Raw genomic sequence first — 16,999 nt, forward strand, 5'->3', positions numbered from 1 at the left:
TACGCGGCCTGTTGACCCTTTCACCGGGCGGGTTAACTGTCTACACTCACTGCTACAAGAAGAGAAGAAGACAGGTCATTTGATGATACTCATAATTTACGCGCACCCTTATCCGCAGCACTCGCATGCGAATAAGCGGATGCTTGAGCAGGTAAGGACGCTTGATAACGTAGAGATACGTTCCCTCTATCAACTTTATCCCGATTTTAATATCGATATCGCTGCTGAACAGGACGCGCTCTCCCGTGCCGATCTGATTATCTGGCAGCATCCAATGCAGTGGTACAGCACGCCTCCGCTCCTGAAACTGTGGATTGATAAAGTCTTCTCCCACGGTTGGGCGTATGGCCACAATGGCAATGCGCTAAAAGGGAAAAGCCTGATGTGGGCGGTGACCACTGGCGGAGGAGAAAGCCACTTTGATATTGGTTCTTTCCCGGGGTTTGACGTGCTGGCCCAGCCGCTACAGGCCACTGCACTCTATTGTGGTTTGAACTGGATCCCACCTTTTGCTATGCACTGCACGTTTGTCTGCGACGATGAAACGCTGCAGGCGCAGGCTCGCCATTACAAACAACGCTTACTTGAGTGGCAGGAGACGCACCATGGATAGCCATACGCTGATACAGGCGCTGATTTATCTCGGCGCGGCGGCGCTGATTGTGCCCGTGGCGGTACGCCTGGGGCTGGGCTCGGTTCTCGGCTACCTGATTGCGGGCTGCGTCATTGGGCCGTGGGGTTTTCGTCTGGTTACGGATGCAGAGGCGATTCTCCATTTCGCTGAAATCGGTGTTGTGCTGATGCTGTTTGTGATTGGTCTGGAGCTCGATCCGCAGCGCCTGTGGAAACTTCGCGCCTCGGTATTTGGCGGCGGGGCATTGCAGATGGTGGCCTGCGGCTTGCTGCTGGGCGGGTTCTGCATCCTGCTGGGAATGGACTGGAAAGTGGCTGAGCTCATCGGCATGACGCTGGCGCTCTCCTCGACGGCCATTGCCATGCAGGCGATGAACGAGCGAAACCTGACGGTCTCCCAGATGGGGCGCAGTGCATTCTCGGTGCTGCTGTTCCAGGATATAGCGGCGATTCCGCTGGTGGCGATGATCCCGTTGCTGGCGGCAAGCGGCTCCTCCACGACGCTGGGCGCGTTCGCGCTGTCGGCACTGAAGGTTGTAGGGGCGCTGGCACTGGTGGTCCTGCTGGGCCGCTACGTGACCCGTCCGCTGCTGCGTTTCGTCGCCCGCTCGGGTCTGCGCGAAGTGTTCAGCGCCGTGGCACTGTTCCTGGTCTTTGGTTTTGGTTTGCTGCTGGAAGAAGCCGGGCTGTCGATGGCGATGGGGGCATTCCTTGCGGGCGTTCTGCTGGCAAGCTCTGAATACCGGCACGCGCTGGAAAGCGATATTGAGCCGTTCAAAGGGTTGCTGCTGGGACTGTTTTTCATCGGCGTGGGGATGTCCGTCGACTTTGGCACGCTGGTCACACACCCGCTGCGGATTATCATCCTGCTGGTCGGTTTCCTGGTCATTAAAATGGCAATGCTGTGGCTGATTGCGCGGCCATTAAATGTGCCGGGTAAACAGCGCAGCTGGTTTGCCGTACTGCTGGGGCAGGGGAGTGAATTTGCGTTCGTGGTCTTTGGCGCCGCGCAGATGGCAAACGTGCTGGATCCTGAGTGGGCAAAAGCGCTGACGCTGGCGGTCGCACTCTCGATGGCGGCAACGCCTGTTCTGCTGGTGGTGCTGACTCGCCTCGAAAAATCGGGTAGCGATCAGGAGCGTGAAGCCGATGAAATCGACGAGGAGCAGCCACGCGTGATCATCGCTGGTTTTGGTCGCTACGGACAGATCGTAGGGCGTTTGCTGCTGTCGAGTGGGGTGAAAATGGTCATCCTCGACCACGATCCCGACCATGTCGATACGCTGCGTAAATTTGATATGAAAGTGTTTTACGGTGATGCCACCCGTGTCGATCTGCTGGAATCCGCGGGGGCCGCAAAAGCGGAGGTGTTGATTAACGCCATTGACGATCCGGAGACCAGCATACAGATGGTGGAGCTGGTAAAAGAACATTTCCCGGCGCTGACGATCATTTCCCGCGCGCGCGATGTGGATCATTACATCCGACTACGTCAGGCAGGCGTTGAGGCACCCGAGCGTGAAACATTCGAAGGTGCGCTGAAATCCGGGCGTATGGCGCTCGAGAATCTGGGGCTCGGGGCGTATGAAGCGCGCGAACGTGCGGATCTGTTCCGCCGCTTTAACACCGGGATGGTGGAAGAAATGGCGGCGATGGCAGGCAGCACGGCCACGGAGCGGGCGGCGGTGTTTAAACGCACCAGTGCGATGCTGACGGAAATCATCAATGAGGACCGTAATCATCTGTCGCTGATCCAGCGTCATGGCTGGCAGGGCACGGAAGAGGGCAAGCATACCGGCGATCCGGCTGACGAGCCCGAGAGTAAACCTTCAGTGTGAAGTGGCGTTGCCAGCAATATTAAAAAATTTCTGTATCTTTACTCTGCCGCCAGTCGACGAAAGATTAAGCTTTCCGTATAGTGGCGGCAATTTTTTGCATCCGGGAAATTTTCAATGATCAGTCTGATTGCAGCGCTGGCGGTAGACCGCGTTATCGGTATGGAAAATGCCATGCCGTGGAACCTGCCTGCCGATCTCGCATGGTTTAAACGTACGACGTTAAACAAGCCGGTAGTGATGGGCCGCCTGACCTGGGAGTCGATTGGTCGTCCATTGCCGGGCCGTAAGAATATCGTTATCAGTAGCCAGCCGGGTACTGACGATCGCGTCGAATGGGTTAAGTCCGTAGATGAAGCGATTGCTGCCTGCGGTGATGCCGAAGAGATCATGGTGATCGGCGGTGGTCGTGTGTATGAGCAGTTACTGCCTAAAGCGCAGAAGCTGTATCTGACCCACATTGATGCGGAAGTAGAAGGGGATACCCATTTCCCGGATTACGATCCGGACGAGTGGGAATCCGTGTTCAGTGAATTCCACGACGCCGATGCGCAGAACTCCCACAGCTACTGCTTCGAGATTCTGGAACGTCGTTAAGTTTTTCCCCCTCACCCTGGGTGAGGGGGATTCATCAGGAGGCGACGGCCTCACTCTCCCCTGAGTCCTGCTGTCGGTTGGATGGCTGCACGAAGTAAGTTTTATCTTCCCAGCGTAAGCAGGTTAACTCGCCTCCCCAGCAGCAGCCGGTATCCAGACCGTAGATGCCCTCTGGCATGCCTTTGCCCTCCAGTGCCGCCCAGTGACCAAACGCTATGCTATATTCGGTTGTTACCGGCCCCGGAATGGCAAACCACGGTTTGAGGGGGGCAGGCGCGCTTTCCGGCGTTTCCTTGGAATACATGTCCAGCTGCCCGTTCGGGAAGCAGAATCGCATGCGGGTGAACGCATTGGTGATAAAGCGCAGGCGGGCCAGACCGCTGAGCTCTTCGCTCCAGTGGTTCGGCATATCGCCGTACATGGCATCCAGGAAGAAGGGATACGAGTCGCTCGCCAGTATCGCTTCTACGTCACGCGCACAGGTTTTTGCCGTCTCAAGATCCCATTGCGGGGTGATCCCGGCATGGGCCATGACCAGTTTTTTATCCTCGTCGACCTGCAACAAGGGCTGACGGCGCAGCCAGTTAATCAGATCGTCCGCGTCTGGCGCTTCCAGCAGCGGAGTGAGGCGATCTTTAGGCTTGTTGCGGCTGATCCCGGCAAACACGGCCAGCAGATGGAGATCGTGATTACCCAGCACCATGCGCACGCTGTCGCCCAGCGATTTGACGAAACGTAAAACCTCAAGCGAGCCCGGGCCGCGCGCGACTAAATCGCCCGTCAGCCAGAGGGTGTCCTGCCCTGGCGTAAAGTCGACCTGTTTTAACAATGCGATCAGTTCATCGTAGCAACCGTGAACGTCGCCAATCAGATATGTAGACATTAGATTAATGAATGAGTGTGGTTACGGCGAGACGGAACACAGGAATAGCAACGCGGAACACATTGCCATCGACGTCGACCATTTCGTAATGGCCTTGCATGGTACCCAGCGGCGTTTCAATCACCGCACCGCTGGTGTACTGGTACTCTTCGCCAGGGGCGATGTGGGGCTGTTCGCCCACGACACCTTCACCCTGAACTTCAATTTCGCGGCCATTGCCGTTGGTGATAAGCCAGTAGCGCCCGCGCAGCTGCACGGGCATCCGCCCCAGATTGCGAATGGTCACGGTGTAAGCAAAGACAAAACGCTCTTCATCGGGTGAGGATTGCGATTCAACATAGACGCTTTGTACATGGACACATACGCGGGGCGAATCAATCATGGCTTAACTCTCCTTCGGCGGCGCATTTTCGCTGATGTAATTAGCCAGCTTGCAGTACTGCTCTACGGAAATGTTCTCCGCACGCATTGCCGGGTCGATCCCCAGCTCGGCTAACACCTCAACGGTAAATGAATTGCTCAGGCTGTTACGGATCGTTTTACGGCGCTGGTTAAAGGCTTCTGTGGTAATGCGGCTGAGGACACGCAGATCTTTAACCGGATAGGGTTTCGTTTTATGTGGCACAAGGCGCACAACCGCTGAATCCACTTTCGGTGGTGGTGTGAACGCTGACGGCGGCACTTCGAGTACCGGGATCACGTTACAGTAATATTGTGCCATCACGCTTAAACGACCATACGCTTTACTGTTCGGCCCTGCAACCAGACGGTTAACCACCTCTTTTTGCAACATGAAGTGCATATCGGCAATGGCATCAGTATAGCTAAACAGGTGGAACATGAGCGGCGTGGAGATGTTGTACGGCAGGTTGCCGAAGACGCGCAGCGGCTGACCCATTTTCTCCGACAGTTCGCCAAAGTTCATGGTCATGGCGTCCTGCTGGTAGATGGTCAGCTTCGGTCCGAGGAACGGGTGCGTTTGCAGGCGTGCGGCAAGATCGCGGTCCAGTTCGATGACGGTCAGCTCGTCGAGGCGTTCGCCTACCGGCTCGGTCAGTGCAGCAAGGCCCGGACCGATTTCGACCATAGCCTGACCTTTTTGCGGATTAATAGCCGAAACAATGCTTTCGATCACGAACTGATCGTTGAGGAAGTTTTGCCCGAAGCGTTTTCGGGCTAAGTGGCCCTGATGGACTCGATTAGTCATTGAGTATTAACAATCATTTTGATGGCGAGATTAAGCGCCGTAATAAAACTGCCGACATCCGCTTTCCCCTGTCCTGCCAGATCCAGCGCAGTACCGTGGTCAACGGACGTTCGAATAAAGGGTAAACCGAGGGTGATATTCACCCCGCGGCCAAAGCCCTGGTATTTTAGCACGGGCAGGCCCTGATCGTGGTACATCGCGAGGACGGCGTCGGCATTATCCAGGTATTTCGGCTGAAAAAGCGTGTCCGCAGGGAGCGGCCCGCTAAGATTCATCCCTTTAGCGCGCATTTCTTCAAGCACCGGAATAATGGTGTCGATCTCTTCGGTGCCCATGTGTCCACCTTCTCCCGCATGCGGATTCAGGCCGCAAACCAGAACGTGTGGCTGTTTGATGCCGAATTTGGTTTGCAGGTCATGATGCAGGATCCCGATGATCTCCCGCAGCAGTGCCGGGGTGATGGCATCAGGAATGGCCTTAACAGGCAGATGGGTGGTCACGAGCGCAACGCGCATTGCCTCCGTCGCCAGCATCATCACTACTTTCGGGCTGTGCGAGCGCTCTTCAAAGAATTCCGTGTGCCCGGTAAAGGGGATACCCGCTTCGTTGATGACGCCCTTGTGCACGGGGCCGGTGATCAGGGCAGCAAATTCACCCTTCAGGCAACCGTCGCAGGCGCGCGCGAGGGTTTCCACGACGTAGTGGCCGTTTTCCGTGCTGAGCTGGCCTGGAATGACAGGTGTACGAAGAGGGACAGAAAGAACCGTGAGCGTACCGGCTTGCTGTGGTGCTGGCTGTTGGCCTTCAACGTAAGGAATAAGCGTTAAAGGCAGACCGAGCAGCTTCGCCCGGTCTTGTAACAGTGTTGCATCTGCGCAGACAACCAGTTCCACCGGCCAGCTTCGCTGGGCGAGCTGGACAACGAGGTCTGGCCCAATCCCGGCGGGTTCGCCGGGGGTGATCACAACACGATGCGGTTTCATTAGTTACTCAGAACTTTCACGTAAGCACTGGCGCGTTGTTCCTGCATCCAGGTTGCCGCTTCTTCAGAGAACTTACGGTTAAACAGCATACGGTAAGCGCGGTCTTTCTGCGCTGCATCCGTTTTATCCACGTTACGGGTGTCCATCAGCTCGATCAGATGCCAGCCAAATGAAGAGTGTACCGGAGCACTGATCTGGCCTTTGTTCAGCTTCATCAGCGCATCGCGGAAGGCAGGATCGTAAATATCTGCTGCAGCCCAGCCCAGATCGCCGCCCTGATTAGCAGAGCCTGGATCCTGAGAGAACTCCTTCGCGGCATTGGCAAACGAGGTTTTACCGCTCTTAATGTCTGCCGCAATCTGCTCCAGCTTCGCACGTGCCTGATCGTCAGTCATGATCGGTGACGGTTTGAGCAGAATATGGCGAGCGTGAACTTCAGTCACGGAAATGTTCTGGCTCTGACCACGCAGATCGTTCACTTTCAGAATGTGGAAGCCCACACCGGAACGGATTGGACCCACGATATCGCCTTTCTTCGCCGTACTCAGCGCTTGGGCAAAGATGGATGGCAGCTCCTGAATACGTCCCCAGCCCATCTGGCCGCCTTTCAGCGCCTGTTGGTCAGCGGAGTAGGTGATAGCCAGCTTGCCAAAGTCGCCGCCGTTACGCGCCTGTTCGACAATAGAACGTGCCTGACTTTCTGCTTCCGCAGCCTGATCGGAGGTTGGGTTCTCTGGCAGTGGGATCAGAATGTGGCTCAGGTTCAGCTCTGTGCTCGCATCGTTCTGGTTACCCACCTGTTTTGCCAGCGCGTCCACTTCCTGCGGCAGGATCGTGACGCGACGACGGACTTCATTGTTACGCACTTCCGAAATCAGCATCTCTTTACGGATCTGGTTGCGGTAGGTGGCGTAGCTGATGCCGTCATAGGCCAGACGACTGCGCATCTGATCCAGAGACATGTTGTTTTGCTTTGCGATGTTAGCGATGGCCTGATCGAGTTGCTCGTCAGTCACCTTCACGCCCATTTTCTGACCCATCTGCAGAACGATCTGATCCATGATCAGTCGTTCCAGGATCTGATGGCGCAGCGTGGCGTCATCCGGAAGTTGCTGACCTGCTTCGCCCGAATTGAGCTTCACAGATTTCATCAGACCGTCAACGTCACTTTCGAGCACGACGCCGTTGTTAACAACAGCGGCGACCTTATCAACAACCTGGGGGGCCGCGAAGCTGGTATTCGCAACCATAGCGACACCGAGCAGCAGCGTTTTCCAGTTCTTCATACTTTTTCCATTTCAATTAACCGCAAAGCGGATTACGTTGTAAATCAAATACATTACAAGGAACTACGGTATGGCAGGATGTTCGAACGCAGCATCTGCTGGGTGCCCAGGCCGTAGTTGGAACTCAGGCCGCGCAGTTCGACATTAAAGCCAATCACGTTATCGTATTTGCTCTGATTGTTTTGAGTATCCCAGCCGTTAAGCTTACGTTCGTAGCCGACACGCAGCGCATAACAACAGGAGTTATATTGCAGACCCACCATCTGGTCAGCAGGTTTATTGGCGTTAGTGTCAAAGTAGTAAGCGCCTACGATTGACCAGCGATCGGCGATAGGCCAGCTTGCTGCGCCACCCACCTGCGAAATCCCATCTTTGTATTGGTCAGCATTGGCGTAGTTCGGCAATGTCGCCTGAATATATTCCGGACTGGCATAGCGGTACGTCAACTGCACTATACGGTCTTCATCACGACGATACTCTATGGCCGCACTACTATTAGCAATGTTATCGAGGCGAGTATCATATTGCACACCGCCACGCAGGCCCCAGCGGTCAGTCATGCGCCAGTAGGTGTCTCCTGCCCACACCAGCGATCCCGTTTTGTTGTCTTTCTCCCAGTTGATGTTGTCATCACCGGTACGTGACTCGGTGAAATAGTAGATTTGACCAACAGAAACGTTAAAACGTTCAACGGCAGCATCATCATAAACGCGCGTTGTGACACCGGTCGTTAACTGGTTAGCGGAGGCGATACGGTCCAGACCGCCGTAAGTACGATCACGGAACAGGCCGCTGTAGTCAGACTGCAGTAAAGAGGAGTCGTAGTTTTGAATATTGCTCTGATCGCGATAGGGCACGTACAAATACTGCATACGCGGTTCAAGCGTCTGGGTATAACCATCCGCCAGCAGACCCATATCACGTTCGAAGATCAACTTGCCGTCCATTTTAAACTGCGGAAGGGTTCGGTTTACGGATTCTTCAAGATGACCGGTATTGTTAGGATTCGCGTTGTAATCATCAATGTTCTTTTGCTGGTAGTGTGTCGCCATCAGCTTGGCTTCGGTATTCAGACTTGCCCAATCATTAGACCATGGCAGGTTGATGGTCGGCTCCAGGTGAATACGCGTGGCTTCCGGCATGTCAGAGTTGGTATTCACGAAATGTACCGCCTGGGCGTAGACGCGGGTGTCGAAAGGACCGACATCGTTCTGGTACCAGTTCACATCCAGTTGCGGTTCTGCGCCGTAAGTGCTTCGCGTTTGGGTACTAAAGACCTGGAACTGCTTGGTTGACACCGTGGCGTTAAAGTTTTGAATCGCATAGCCAACGCTGAATTTCTGCGTCGCATAGCCATCGGTACTTGAACCGTACTTAGAGTCAAAGTCATTAAAGTAGTAAGGATCGCTGACCTTGGTATAGTCGACGTTAAAACGCCAGACCTGATCCATAACACCCGCATGGCGCCAGTAGTACAACCAGCGGTGCTTGTCGCCTTCGGTCGGGTGCTCATCCTGGAAGACTTTATCTGACGGCAGATAATCCAGCTCCATCAGACCCGCACCGGCCTGAGTCAGGTAGCGGAACTCGTTCTCCCACATGACGTTGCCGCGCTTATGGATATAGTGCGGCGTGATCGTGGCGTCCATGTTGGGCGCGATGTTCCAGTAATACGGCAGGTAGAACTCAAAGTAGTTCGAGGTGCTGTATTTGGCATTGGGGATCAGGAAACCCGAGCGACGCTTGTCACCCACGGGAAGCTGAAGATAAGGGCTGTAGAATACCGGTACCGGACCCAGCTTAAAGCGGGCGTTCCAGATCTCCGCGACCTGCTCTTCACGGTCGTGGATCACTTCGCTCCCGACCACGCTCCAGGTGTTTGACCCTGGCAGACAGGAGGTAAAGGAGCCATTTTCCAGGATCGTATAGCGGTTTTCACCGCGCTGTTTCATCAGGTCCGCTTTACCGCGTCCCTGGCGACCCACCATCTGGTAATCACCTTCCCAGACGTTAGTATCTTTCGTATTCAGGTTTGACCAGGCTTTCGGACCTTTCAGGATGACCTGATTGTCGTCATAGTGCACATTACCCAGCGCATCCACCGTTCGTACCGGCTCGGCCGCGCCTTCCGGCTGCTTCTGGTGCAACTGCACTTCATCTGCCTGCAGGCGGCTATTGCCCTGGTTAATATCCACATTGCCCGTAAACGTGGCGTTGTCAGGATAAGTACCCTTAGAACTGTCTGCAGTAATGGTTACCGGCAAGCTATTTGTATCACCCTGCACCAGTGGGCGATTATAACTTGGAACGCCAAGCATACACTGCGAGGCGAGATCGGCCGCCAGCCCCTGTTGACTGTACAGGGCGGTGCCAATCATTGTGGCCAGAAGGGTGGGGATACGTTTTTTCATACGTTGTATTTTATTGTTCCGTCATCAGTGGCTACGGCTTACAAACGCTCAGAGACTATCTTACTCATCAGCGCAGTACCAGCGTTAATCCTGCCCGTTTGCGTGCCAGAGTGTTAGGCTCGCTATCGAATGACGAGTATGATAAAGCAAATTATAGGCGATGTCCTTCAATTGACCGTGGCTTGAACACTGTGATGATGACGTTGCGTCGGCCAGGAATATGACTATCCGGGGAGTATATGCAGTATTGGGGTAAAATAATCGGCGTTGCGTTCGCCATCATCATGGGTGCCGGGTTCTGGGGAATCGTGCTTGGGCTCATTATCGGTCATATGTTTGATAAGGCGCGCAGCCGCAAAATGGCCTGGTTTGCGAATCAGCGCGAGCGCCAGTCACTCTTTTTCTCCACCACCTTTGAAGTCATGGGGCATTTAACCAAATCCAAAGGCCGCGTGACCGAAGCCGATATTCAAATCGCCAGCATCTTTATGGACCGCATGAATTTGCATGGTGAATCCCGTGTGGCCGCGCAGAATGCGTTTCGCATTGGGAAATCAGATAACTATCCGCTGCGTGAAAAAATGCGTCAGTTCCGCAGCATCTGCTTCGGACGTTTTGATTTAATTAGGATGTTTCTGGAAATTCAAATCCAGGCGGCGTTTGCTGACGGTTCACTGCACCCTAATGAACGTGATGTTCTGTACGTCATTGCAGAAGAGTTGGGCATCTCCCGAATGCAGTTCGACCAGTTCTTACGCATGATGCAGGGCGGCGCGCAGTTTGGCGGGGGGTATCACCAGCAGTCGTCCGGCGGTGCATGGCAGCAGGCGCAGCGTGGACCGACGCTGGACGATGCCTGCAACGTACTTGGCGTGAAACCCACTGACGATCAGACCACCATCAAACGCGCCTATCGCAAGCTGATGAGTGAGCATCACCCGGACAAACTGGTCGCGAAAGGCTTACCGCCGGAAATGATGGAGATGGCGAAGCAGAAAGCGCAGGAAATTCAGAAGGCTTACGAGCTGATTAAAGAGAAGAAAGGTTTCAAATAAAAAAGGGCCCGACAGTGTCGGGCCCTTTTTTCAGAAGTCCACCGGGGCGTTAAACGTCATCGTGTTACCGAAGGCCGGATGGGTAATGGTCAGCGTCTGGGCGTGAAGCTGCAGACGCGGTGCTAACGCTAGCGCTTCCGGCGGCGCGTAAAACCGGTCGCCCAAAATCGGATGACCCAGCGCAAGCATATGCACGCGCAGCTGGTGTGAACGTCCGGTAATCGGCTTAAGGAGTATGCGCGCGGTGTTATTCGGTGCGTACTCCAGCACTTCATACTCGGTCTGCGCGGCCTTGCCGGTTTCATAGCAGACCTTCTGCTTAGGCCGGTTCGGCCAGTCGCAGATCAGCGGCAGATCGACCAACCCTTCTGCCTGTGCAGGATGTCCCCAGACGCGCGCCACGTACTGCTTCTTCGGCTCGCGCTCGCGGAACTGGCGCTTCAGCTCGCGCTCCGCCGCTTTATTGAGCGCCACCACAATCACGCCGCTGGTTGCCATATCCAGACGATGCACAGATTCCGCCTGTGGATGATCGCGCTGAATGCGCGTCATCACGCTGTCTTTGTGCTCATCCAGACGCCCCGGTACGGACAACAGGCCGCTCGGCTTGTTAACTACCATAATGTGTTCATCCTGATACAGGATGACCAGCCAGGGATCCATCGGCGGATTGTAGGGCTCCATTACCATTTTTTTGCTCTTCTTACTGATGCGTGACAACAATCAGACGCAATGCGTCCAGTCGCCAGCCCGCCTGATTCAGGCTTTCCATAATTTGCTGACGGTTGCTTTCAATGGCAGCCAGTTCATCGTCACGGATGTTCGGGTTCACCGCCTTCAGCGCTTCCAGACGGGACAGCTCCGCTGAGAGTTTCTCATCGGCCTCGGTGCGTGCAGCATCGATCAGCGCACGGGCGGCTTTCTCGATCTGGCTTTCGCCCAGCTGCAGAATGGCATGCACGTCCTGCTGTACCGCATTCACCAGCTTGCTGCCTGTATGGCGATTCACCGCGCTCAGCTGACGGTTGAAACTCTCGAATTCAACTTGCCCTGCCAGGTTGGTACCGTTTTTATCCAGCAGCAGACGCACAGGCGTTGGCGGCAGGAAGCGGGTCAGCTGGAGCTGTTTTGGTGCCTGGGCTTCCACAACGTAGATCAGTTCTACCAGCAGCGTACCCACCGGCAGTGCCTTGTTCTTGAGGAGTGAAATCGTGCTGCTACCGGTATCGCCGGAAAGGATCAGATCCAGTCCGTTACGGATCAGCGGGTGTTCCCAGGTGATGAACTGAGCATCTTCGCGGGACAGCGCCACATCACGCTCGAAGGTGATAGTACAACCATCTTCCGGCAGGCCCGGGAAATCCGGCACCAGCATGTGATCGGACGGGGTCAGGACAATCAGGTTCTCGCCGCGATCGTCCTGGTTAATTCCGACGATGTCGAACAGGTTCATGGAGAAGCTGATCAGACTGGTGTCATCATCTTGTTCTTCAATGCTTTCAGCCAGCGCCTGCGCTTTCTCACCGCCGTTGGAGTGAATTTCCAGCAGGCGGTCGCGACCCTGCTCAAGCTGCGCTTTCAGCGCTTCATGCTTCTCGCGGCAGGATTTGATCAGATCGTCAAATCCGTCACTGTTTTCCGGTGCGGCCAGGTAGCCGATCAGATCGCTATGCACCTGATCGTAAATGGTGCGGCCCGTCGGGCAGGTATGCTCAAACGCATCCAGACCTTCGTGGAACCAGCGCACCAGCACGGACTGGGCAGTTTTTTCCAGATACGGCACGTGGATCTGAATATCATGCGCCTGGCCGATACGATCCAGACGACCGATACGCTGTTCCAGCAGATCCGGATTGAACGGCAGATCGAACATCACCAGATTACTGGCAAACTGGAAGTTACGGCCTTCAGAACCGATTTCCGAGCACAGCAGAACCTGTGCGCCACTGTCCTCTTCACCAAACCACGCCGCGGCGCGGTCACGTTCAACGATGGACATCCCTTCGTGGAACACGGCGGCGCGAATACCTTCACGCTCGCGCAGCACCTGCTCCAGCTGCAGCGCGGTAGCCGCTTTGGCGCAGATCACCAGCACCTTCTGGGAGCGGTGGGCGGTCAGGTAGCCCATCAGCCACTCCACGCGCGGGTCGAAGTTCCACCAGGTGCCGGTATCGCCTTCGAATTCCTGGTAGATTTGTTCCGGGTAGAGCATGTCGCGGGCGCGCTCTTCCTGGGTTTTGCGCGCGCCCATAATGCCAGAGACTTTGATCGCCGTCTGATACTGGGTGGGCAGCGGCAGCTTGATGGTATGCAGCTCGCGTTTCGGGAACCCTTTCACGCCGTTACGGGTGTTGCGGAACAGCACGCGGCTGGTGCCGTGGCGGTCCATTAGCATGTCGATGAGCTCTTTACGCGCAGGCTCCGCGTTATCGCTATCGCTATTCGCGGCCTGCAGCAGCGGTTCAATATCCTGCTCGCCAATCAGCTCGCTCAGGGTGTTGAGTTCCTCATTAGAAAGACGATTGCCTGCCAGCAGCATGGCCACGGCATCCGCGACCGGACGGTAGTTATTCTGTTCTTCCACGAACTGCCCGAAATCGTGGAAACGGTTTGGGTCGAGCAGGCGCAGACGTGCGAAGTGGCTTTCCAGACCCAGCTGTTCCGGCGTTGCGGTCAGCAGCAGGACGCCAGGGACGCGCTCCGCAAGCTGTTCGATAGCCATATACTCGCGGCTTGGCGCGTCTTCGCTCCAGACTAAATGGTGCGCTTCGTCAACGACCATAATGTCCCACTCGGCATCGCACAGGTGCTCAAGACGCTGCTTGCTGCGGCGCACGAAGTCCAGGGAGCAAATGACCAGCTGTTCGGTTTCAAACGGGTTGTCGGCGTCGTGCTGCGCTTCGGCATAGCGTTCGTCGTCAAACAGGGAGAAGCGCAGGTTAAAGCGGCGAAGCATCTCGACCAGCCACTGGTGCTGCAGGGTTTCAGGCACCACGATCAGCACGCGCTCGGCGGCACCGGAAAGCAGCTGTTGATGCAGGATCATACCCGCTTCAATGGTTTTACCCAGGCCCACTTCATCGGCCAGCAGTACGCGAGGGGCATGGCGACGGCCCACGTCATGGGCGATATTCAGCTGGTGGGGGATCAGGCTGGTGCGCTGACCGCGCAGGCCGCTCCACGGCATACGGTACTGTTCACTCTGGAACTTGCGCGCGCGATAGCGCAGCGAGAAGCGATCCATACGGTCAATTTGCCCGGCAAACAGGCGGTCCTGCGGCTTACTGAAAACCAGTTTGCTGTCGAGCAGCACTTCACGCAGGATGACATTGGCTTCGTCTGTATCAAGACGCGTACCAATGTAAGCGAGCAGTCCATTCTCTTCTTTTACGTCTTCAATCTTGAGCTGCCAGCCGTCATGGCTGGTCACGGTGTCACCCGGATTGAACATCACGCGGGTTACAGGGGAGTCATTGCGAGCGTACAGGCGGTTTTCACCGGTGGCAGGGAAGAGGAGGGTAACCATACGCGCATCGACGGCAACGACGGTTCCTAATCCAAGTTCGCTTTCTGTATCGCTGATCCAGCGTTGACCAAGTGTAAAAGGCATAGTTGTTCGGCTCTAATCTTTAATTTCAGGCAATAGTTCGACCCCCGTCAAAAAAAGACGGTCATCGAAAAATGGGTCCGGGAATGGAAAGGGCGCTATGGTACTGGATGGCAGCCATTTCGTCACGTGTCAAAATAGGCCAAGTTGCCCTGTCACTAGTGTAGCAAAATCGTCGTCGATGAAGGGCAAAATTCCGTCGGCGACCGGCTGAAGCTGACGCGTCAGGTAGTGATCGTAATCGAGCGGTGAGTATTGATAATCCACCGGTTCCGGACCGTTAATTGTCCAGACGTATTTGATCGTCCCCCGGTTCTGATACTGCGGGGCGCGGCCGCGCTTCACGTTCTCTTCATCCGCCAGGCGCGCGGCGCGTACGTGGGGAGGCACATTACGTTGATACTCTGCCAGCGGGCGGCGCAGGCGTTTGCGGTAAACCAGTTGGTTATCCAGCTCACCCGCCATCAGGCTGGCGATGGTTTCGCGCACGTAATCCTGATAGGGCTCGTTGCGGAATACCCGCAGGTAAAGCGTTTGCTGGAACTGCTGCGCCAGCGGGGTCCAGTCGGTGCGAACCGTCTCCAGCCCTTTGAACACCATCCGCTGCGTGTCACCTTCCTGAATCAGCCCGGCGTAGCGCTTCTTGCTGCCCTGGTCGGTACCGCGAATGGTGGGCATTAAAAAGCGGGCGAAATGGGTTTCAAATTCCAGTTCTAACGTGCTGGTTAACCGCTCTTTTTGCAAACTTTCGCGCCACCAGGCGTTCACGAAGGCGACTAGTTCTTTGCCGATTCGCGCGGCGTCCTCTTCAGAATGGGCGGCTTTCAGCCAGACAAAGGTGGAGTCGGTATCGCCATAAATGACGTCATAGCCCCGGGATTCAATCAGCGCTTTGGTTTGACGCATGATTTCATGCCCGCGCATGGTGATGGATGACGCCAGTCTGGGGTCGAAAAAGCGGCAGGCGCTGGTGCCCAGCACGCCGTAAAAGGCATTCATAATGATTTTCAGCGCCTGCGAGAGGGGCTTATTGCCGTGACGCTTCGCCTCGTCGCGCCCGTGCCAGATGTTTCCCACAATTTCAGGCAGGCAGTGTTTTTCACGCGAGAAACGGGCGCCGAGAAAGCCTTCAGTGCTGTGCGCGTCGTCCGGCTGCGCCATCCCTTCCACCAGCCCCACCGGGTCAATCAGGTACGTGCGGATAATCGACGGATACAGGCTTTTATAATCCAGAACCAACACCGAATCGTAAAGCCCTGGCCGGGAGTCCATCACATACCCGCCGGGGCTGGCCTGTGGCGGTACGTCCCCGAGGTTGGGGGCAACGTACCCTGCCCGGTGCATGCGGGGGAAATAGAGGTGGCTAAAGGCCGCTACCGAGCCGCCGTGCCTGTCGGCCGCGAGGCCGTTTACCGTCGCGCGCTCCAGCAGGAATGGCATGATCTCGGTTTTGTGGAAAATCTGCGTAACCAGCTCGCAATCTTTCAGGTTATAGGTGGCGAGCGCCGGTTTATCTTCGTTAAAGCGTCGGTCAATCTCATCCATTCTGTCCCAGGGATTGTCAATGGATTTGCCCTCGCCAAGCAGCGCCTGCGCTACGGCTTCAAGAGAGAATGACGAGAAGTTCCAGAAGGCGGATTTCAGTGCCTCGATGCCGTCGATAATCAGGCGGCCATTGGCCTGGGCGAAGAAGACGCCATTCTTAAAGCCGTGCTCGCGCCACTCCAGCTCGCTGTTGCCGCGCCCGAGTATCAGCGGAATGCGATACCGCTCGGCATGTTTTTGCAGAACGCGCAGGTCGAACTGCACTACGTTCCAGCCGATCAGGACATCGGGATCGTAGTCGGCAAACCACTGGTTAAGCTTCTCCAGCAGCTGGGGTCGGCTATTGACATATTCAAGCCGGAAATCCAGCGTGGACGCATCGCCATTTGGCGGCCCAAGCATGTACACAACCCGATCGCCGCAGCCTTCCAGACCAATGCAGTACAGCTCGCCGTGGCGGGTGGTTTCAATGTCCAGGGAGACCCATTTTAGCGGCGGGCGATAGCCCGGGTTAGGCTTCAGACGAGCGTTAACGAGGCGACCGTTTTGCGCTGTGCCATCCACCCAGACGGGCGCGGTAATAAACCGTTCCATCAGGAAACGCTCGGGGGGGCGGATATCCGCTTCGTAGAGCGCTACGCCCGCCTCGCGCAGCAGCTTTTCATAGCGCATCAGTTGACGATGGGCGCGACAGTAAAGGCCGTATACCGGCTGACGGTGGAAATCTTTCAGCTCAAGAGGGGTGATGCGCCAGCCGTTTTCGCCGCGCAGCAGTTGTTTGACTTTTTCGACGTGCGATTCAGGAATAAACGCCACGGACTCCTGCGGCGGCAGCGTTACGTGCAACGGGCCGCTGTCCGTCGCCAGCCAGAATTCAACCTCAGTGCCCTGAGGCGTATCCCGCCAGTGCCGGGTCAGTAAAAAGCCTTCTTGCGCCTGCGTCACACCGTTATCCCA

The 16,999-nt window shown here is 55.9% G+C and carries 13 protein-coding genes; 4 read left to right on the forward strand and 9 right to left on the reverse strand.

All coding sequences use genetic code 11. The annotated features are described in order from the left end of the window. Window positions 1–82 precede the first annotated feature (82 nt). From kefF to folA, 3 genes are all read left to right on the forward strand, one after another. Complete coding sequence (gene kefF / locus L3068_RS03230) at window positions 83–613, forward strand: glutathione-regulated potassium-efflux system oxidoreductase KefF (RefSeq protein WP_014882502.1); 531 nt, start codon at window positions 83–85, stop codon at window positions 611–613. Next, window positions 606–2,471, forward strand: a complete 1,866-nt coding sequence (gene kefC / locus L3068_RS03235) for a glutathione-regulated potassium-efflux system protein KefC (RefSeq protein WP_032637522.1) — start codon at window positions 606–608, stop codon at window positions 2,469–2,471. The genes kefF and kefC overlap by 8 nt, the downstream gene beginning before the upstream one ends. 114 nt (window positions 2,472–2,585) lie before the next feature. Further along, entirely contained in the window at window positions 2,586–3,065 is a 480-nt protein-coding gene (gene folA / locus L3068_RS03240) for a type 3 dihydrofolate reductase (RefSeq protein WP_117580891.1), read from the forward strand. Between the two features lie 34 nt (window positions 3,066–3,099). Here the strand turns inward: folA and apaH are convergent, their stop codons facing one another. The 6 genes from apaH to lptD are packed head-to-tail and all read right to left on the reverse strand — an operon-like array spanning window position 3,100 to window position 9,835. Then, on the reverse strand, window positions 3,100–3,948 hold the full coding sequence (gene apaH / locus L3068_RS03245) for a bis(5'-nucleosyl)-tetraphosphatase (symmetrical) ApaH (protein WP_117580893.1): 849 nt from the start codon (window positions 3,946–3,948) through the stop codon (window positions 3,100–3,102). Window positions 3,949–3,952: 4 nt separating this feature from the next. Beyond that, window positions 3,953–4,330 carry a Co2+/Mg2+ efflux facilitator ApaG/CorD gene (apaG, locus tag L3068_RS03250; protein ID WP_014882505.1) on the reverse strand — a complete coding sequence of 126 codons (378 nt, stop codon included), beginning with the start codon at window positions 4,328–4,330 and terminating at the stop codon, window positions 3,953–3,955. A 3-nt stretch (window positions 4,331–4,333) separates the two neighbouring features. Further along, a complete protein-coding gene (rsmA, locus tag L3068_RS03255; RefSeq protein WP_008502020.1) occupies window positions 4,334–5,155 on the reverse strand; it encodes a 16S rRNA (adenine(1518)-N(6)/adenine(1519)-N(6))-dimethyltransferase RsmA in 822 nt (273 codons plus the stop codon). Then, entirely contained in the window at window positions 5,152–6,138 is a 987-nt protein-coding gene (gene pdxA / locus L3068_RS03260; RefSeq protein ID WP_014882506.1) for a 4-hydroxythreonine-4-phosphate dehydrogenase PdxA, read from the reverse strand. Before pdxA ends, rsmA begins: the two co-directional genes overlap by 4 nt. Further along, complete coding sequence (surA, locus tag L3068_RS03265; RefSeq protein WP_014882507.1) at window positions 6,138–7,424, reverse strand: peptidylprolyl isomerase SurA; 1,287 nt, start codon at window positions 7,422–7,424, stop codon at window positions 6,138–6,140. The genes pdxA and surA overlap by 1 nt, the downstream gene beginning before the upstream one ends. A 53-nt stretch (window positions 7,425–7,477) precedes the next feature. Further along, window positions 7,478–9,835 (reverse strand): LPS assembly protein LptD, encoded by a 2,358-nt coding sequence (gene lptD, locus L3068_RS03270; protein WP_050862291.1) that lies wholly within the window; start codon window positions 9,833–9,835, stop codon window positions 7,478–7,480. A 239-nt stretch (window positions 9,836–10,074) separates the two neighbouring features. Between lptD and djlA the strand changes: the two genes are divergently transcribed. Continuing rightward, window positions 10,075–10,890, forward strand: coding sequence for a co-chaperone DjlA (gene djlA / locus L3068_RS03275; protein ID WP_014882509.1), 816 nt, complete (start codon window positions 10,075–10,077; stop codon window positions 10,888–10,890). Window positions 10,891–10,920: 30 nt separating this feature from the next. Here djlA and rluA read toward each other — a convergent pair whose 3' ends face one another. From rluA to polB, 3 genes are all read right to left on the reverse strand, one after another. After that, window positions 10,921–11,580, reverse strand: coding sequence for a bifunctional tRNA pseudouridine(32) synthase/23S rRNA pseudouridine(746) synthase RluA (gene rluA / locus L3068_RS03280; RefSeq protein ID WP_014882510.1), 660 nt, complete (start codon window positions 11,578–11,580; stop codon window positions 10,921–10,923). 13 nt (window positions 11,581–11,593) lie between these two features. Next, a complete protein-coding gene (gene rapA, locus L3068_RS03285) occupies window positions 11,594–14,500 on the reverse strand; it encodes an RNA polymerase-associated protein RapA (protein ID WP_014882511.1) in 2,907 nt (968 codons plus the stop codon). Window positions 14,501–14,629: 129 nt separating this feature from the next. Further along, window positions 14,630–16,987 (reverse strand): DNA polymerase II, encoded by a 2,358-nt coding sequence (gene polB, locus L3068_RS03290; protein ID WP_236904776.1) that lies wholly within the window; start codon window positions 16,985–16,987, stop codon window positions 14,630–14,632. Window positions 16,988–16,999 lie beyond the last annotated feature (12 nt).

Source organism: Enterobacter cloacae complex sp. ECL414 (genome assembly GCF_021869685.1).
Classification (GTDB): domain Bacteria; phylum Pseudomonadota; class Gammaproteobacteria; order Enterobacterales; family Enterobacteriaceae; genus Enterobacter; species Enterobacter kobei.

Coding starts and splice junctions, on each gene's coding strand:
- kefF (WP_014882502.1), top strand. CDS start 83: ATGATACTCATAATTTACGCGCACCCTTATCCGCAGCACTCGCATGCG.
- kefC (WP_032637522.1), top strand. CDS start 606: ATGGATAGCCATACGCTGATACAGGCGCTGATTTATCTCGGCGCGGCG.
- folA (WP_117580891.1), top strand. CDS start 2,586: ATGATCAGTCTGATTGCAGCGCTGGCGGTAGACCGCGTTATCGGTATG.
- apaH (WP_117580893.1), bottom strand. CDS start 3,948: ATGTCTACATATCTGATTGGCGACGTTCACGGTTGCTACGATGAACTG.
- apaG (WP_014882505.1), bottom strand. CDS start 4,330: ATGATTGATTCGCCCCGCGTATGTGTCCATGTACAAAGCGTCTATGTT.
- rsmA (WP_008502020.1), bottom strand. CDS start 5,155: ATGACTAATCGAGTCCATCAGGGCCACTTAGCCCGAAAACGCTTCGGG.
- pdxA (WP_014882506.1), bottom strand. CDS start 6,138: ATGAAACCGCATCGTGTTGTGATCACCCCCGGCGAACCCGCCGGGATT.
- surA (WP_014882507.1), bottom strand. CDS start 7,424: ATGAAGAACTGGAAAACGCTGCTGCTCGGTGTCGCTATGGTTGCGAAT.
- lptD (WP_050862291.1), bottom strand. CDS start 9,835: ATGAAAAAACGTATCCCCACCCTTCTGGCCACAATGATTGGCACCGCC.
- djlA (WP_014882509.1), top strand. CDS start 10,075: ATGCAGTATTGGGGTAAAATAATCGGCGTTGCGTTCGCCATCATCATG.
- rluA (WP_014882510.1), bottom strand. CDS start 11,580: ATGGTAATGGAGCCCTACAATCCGCCGATGGATCCCTGGCTGGTCATC.
- rapA (WP_014882511.1), bottom strand. CDS start 14,500: ATGCCTTTTACACTTGGTCAACGCTGGATCAGCGATACAGAAAGCGAA.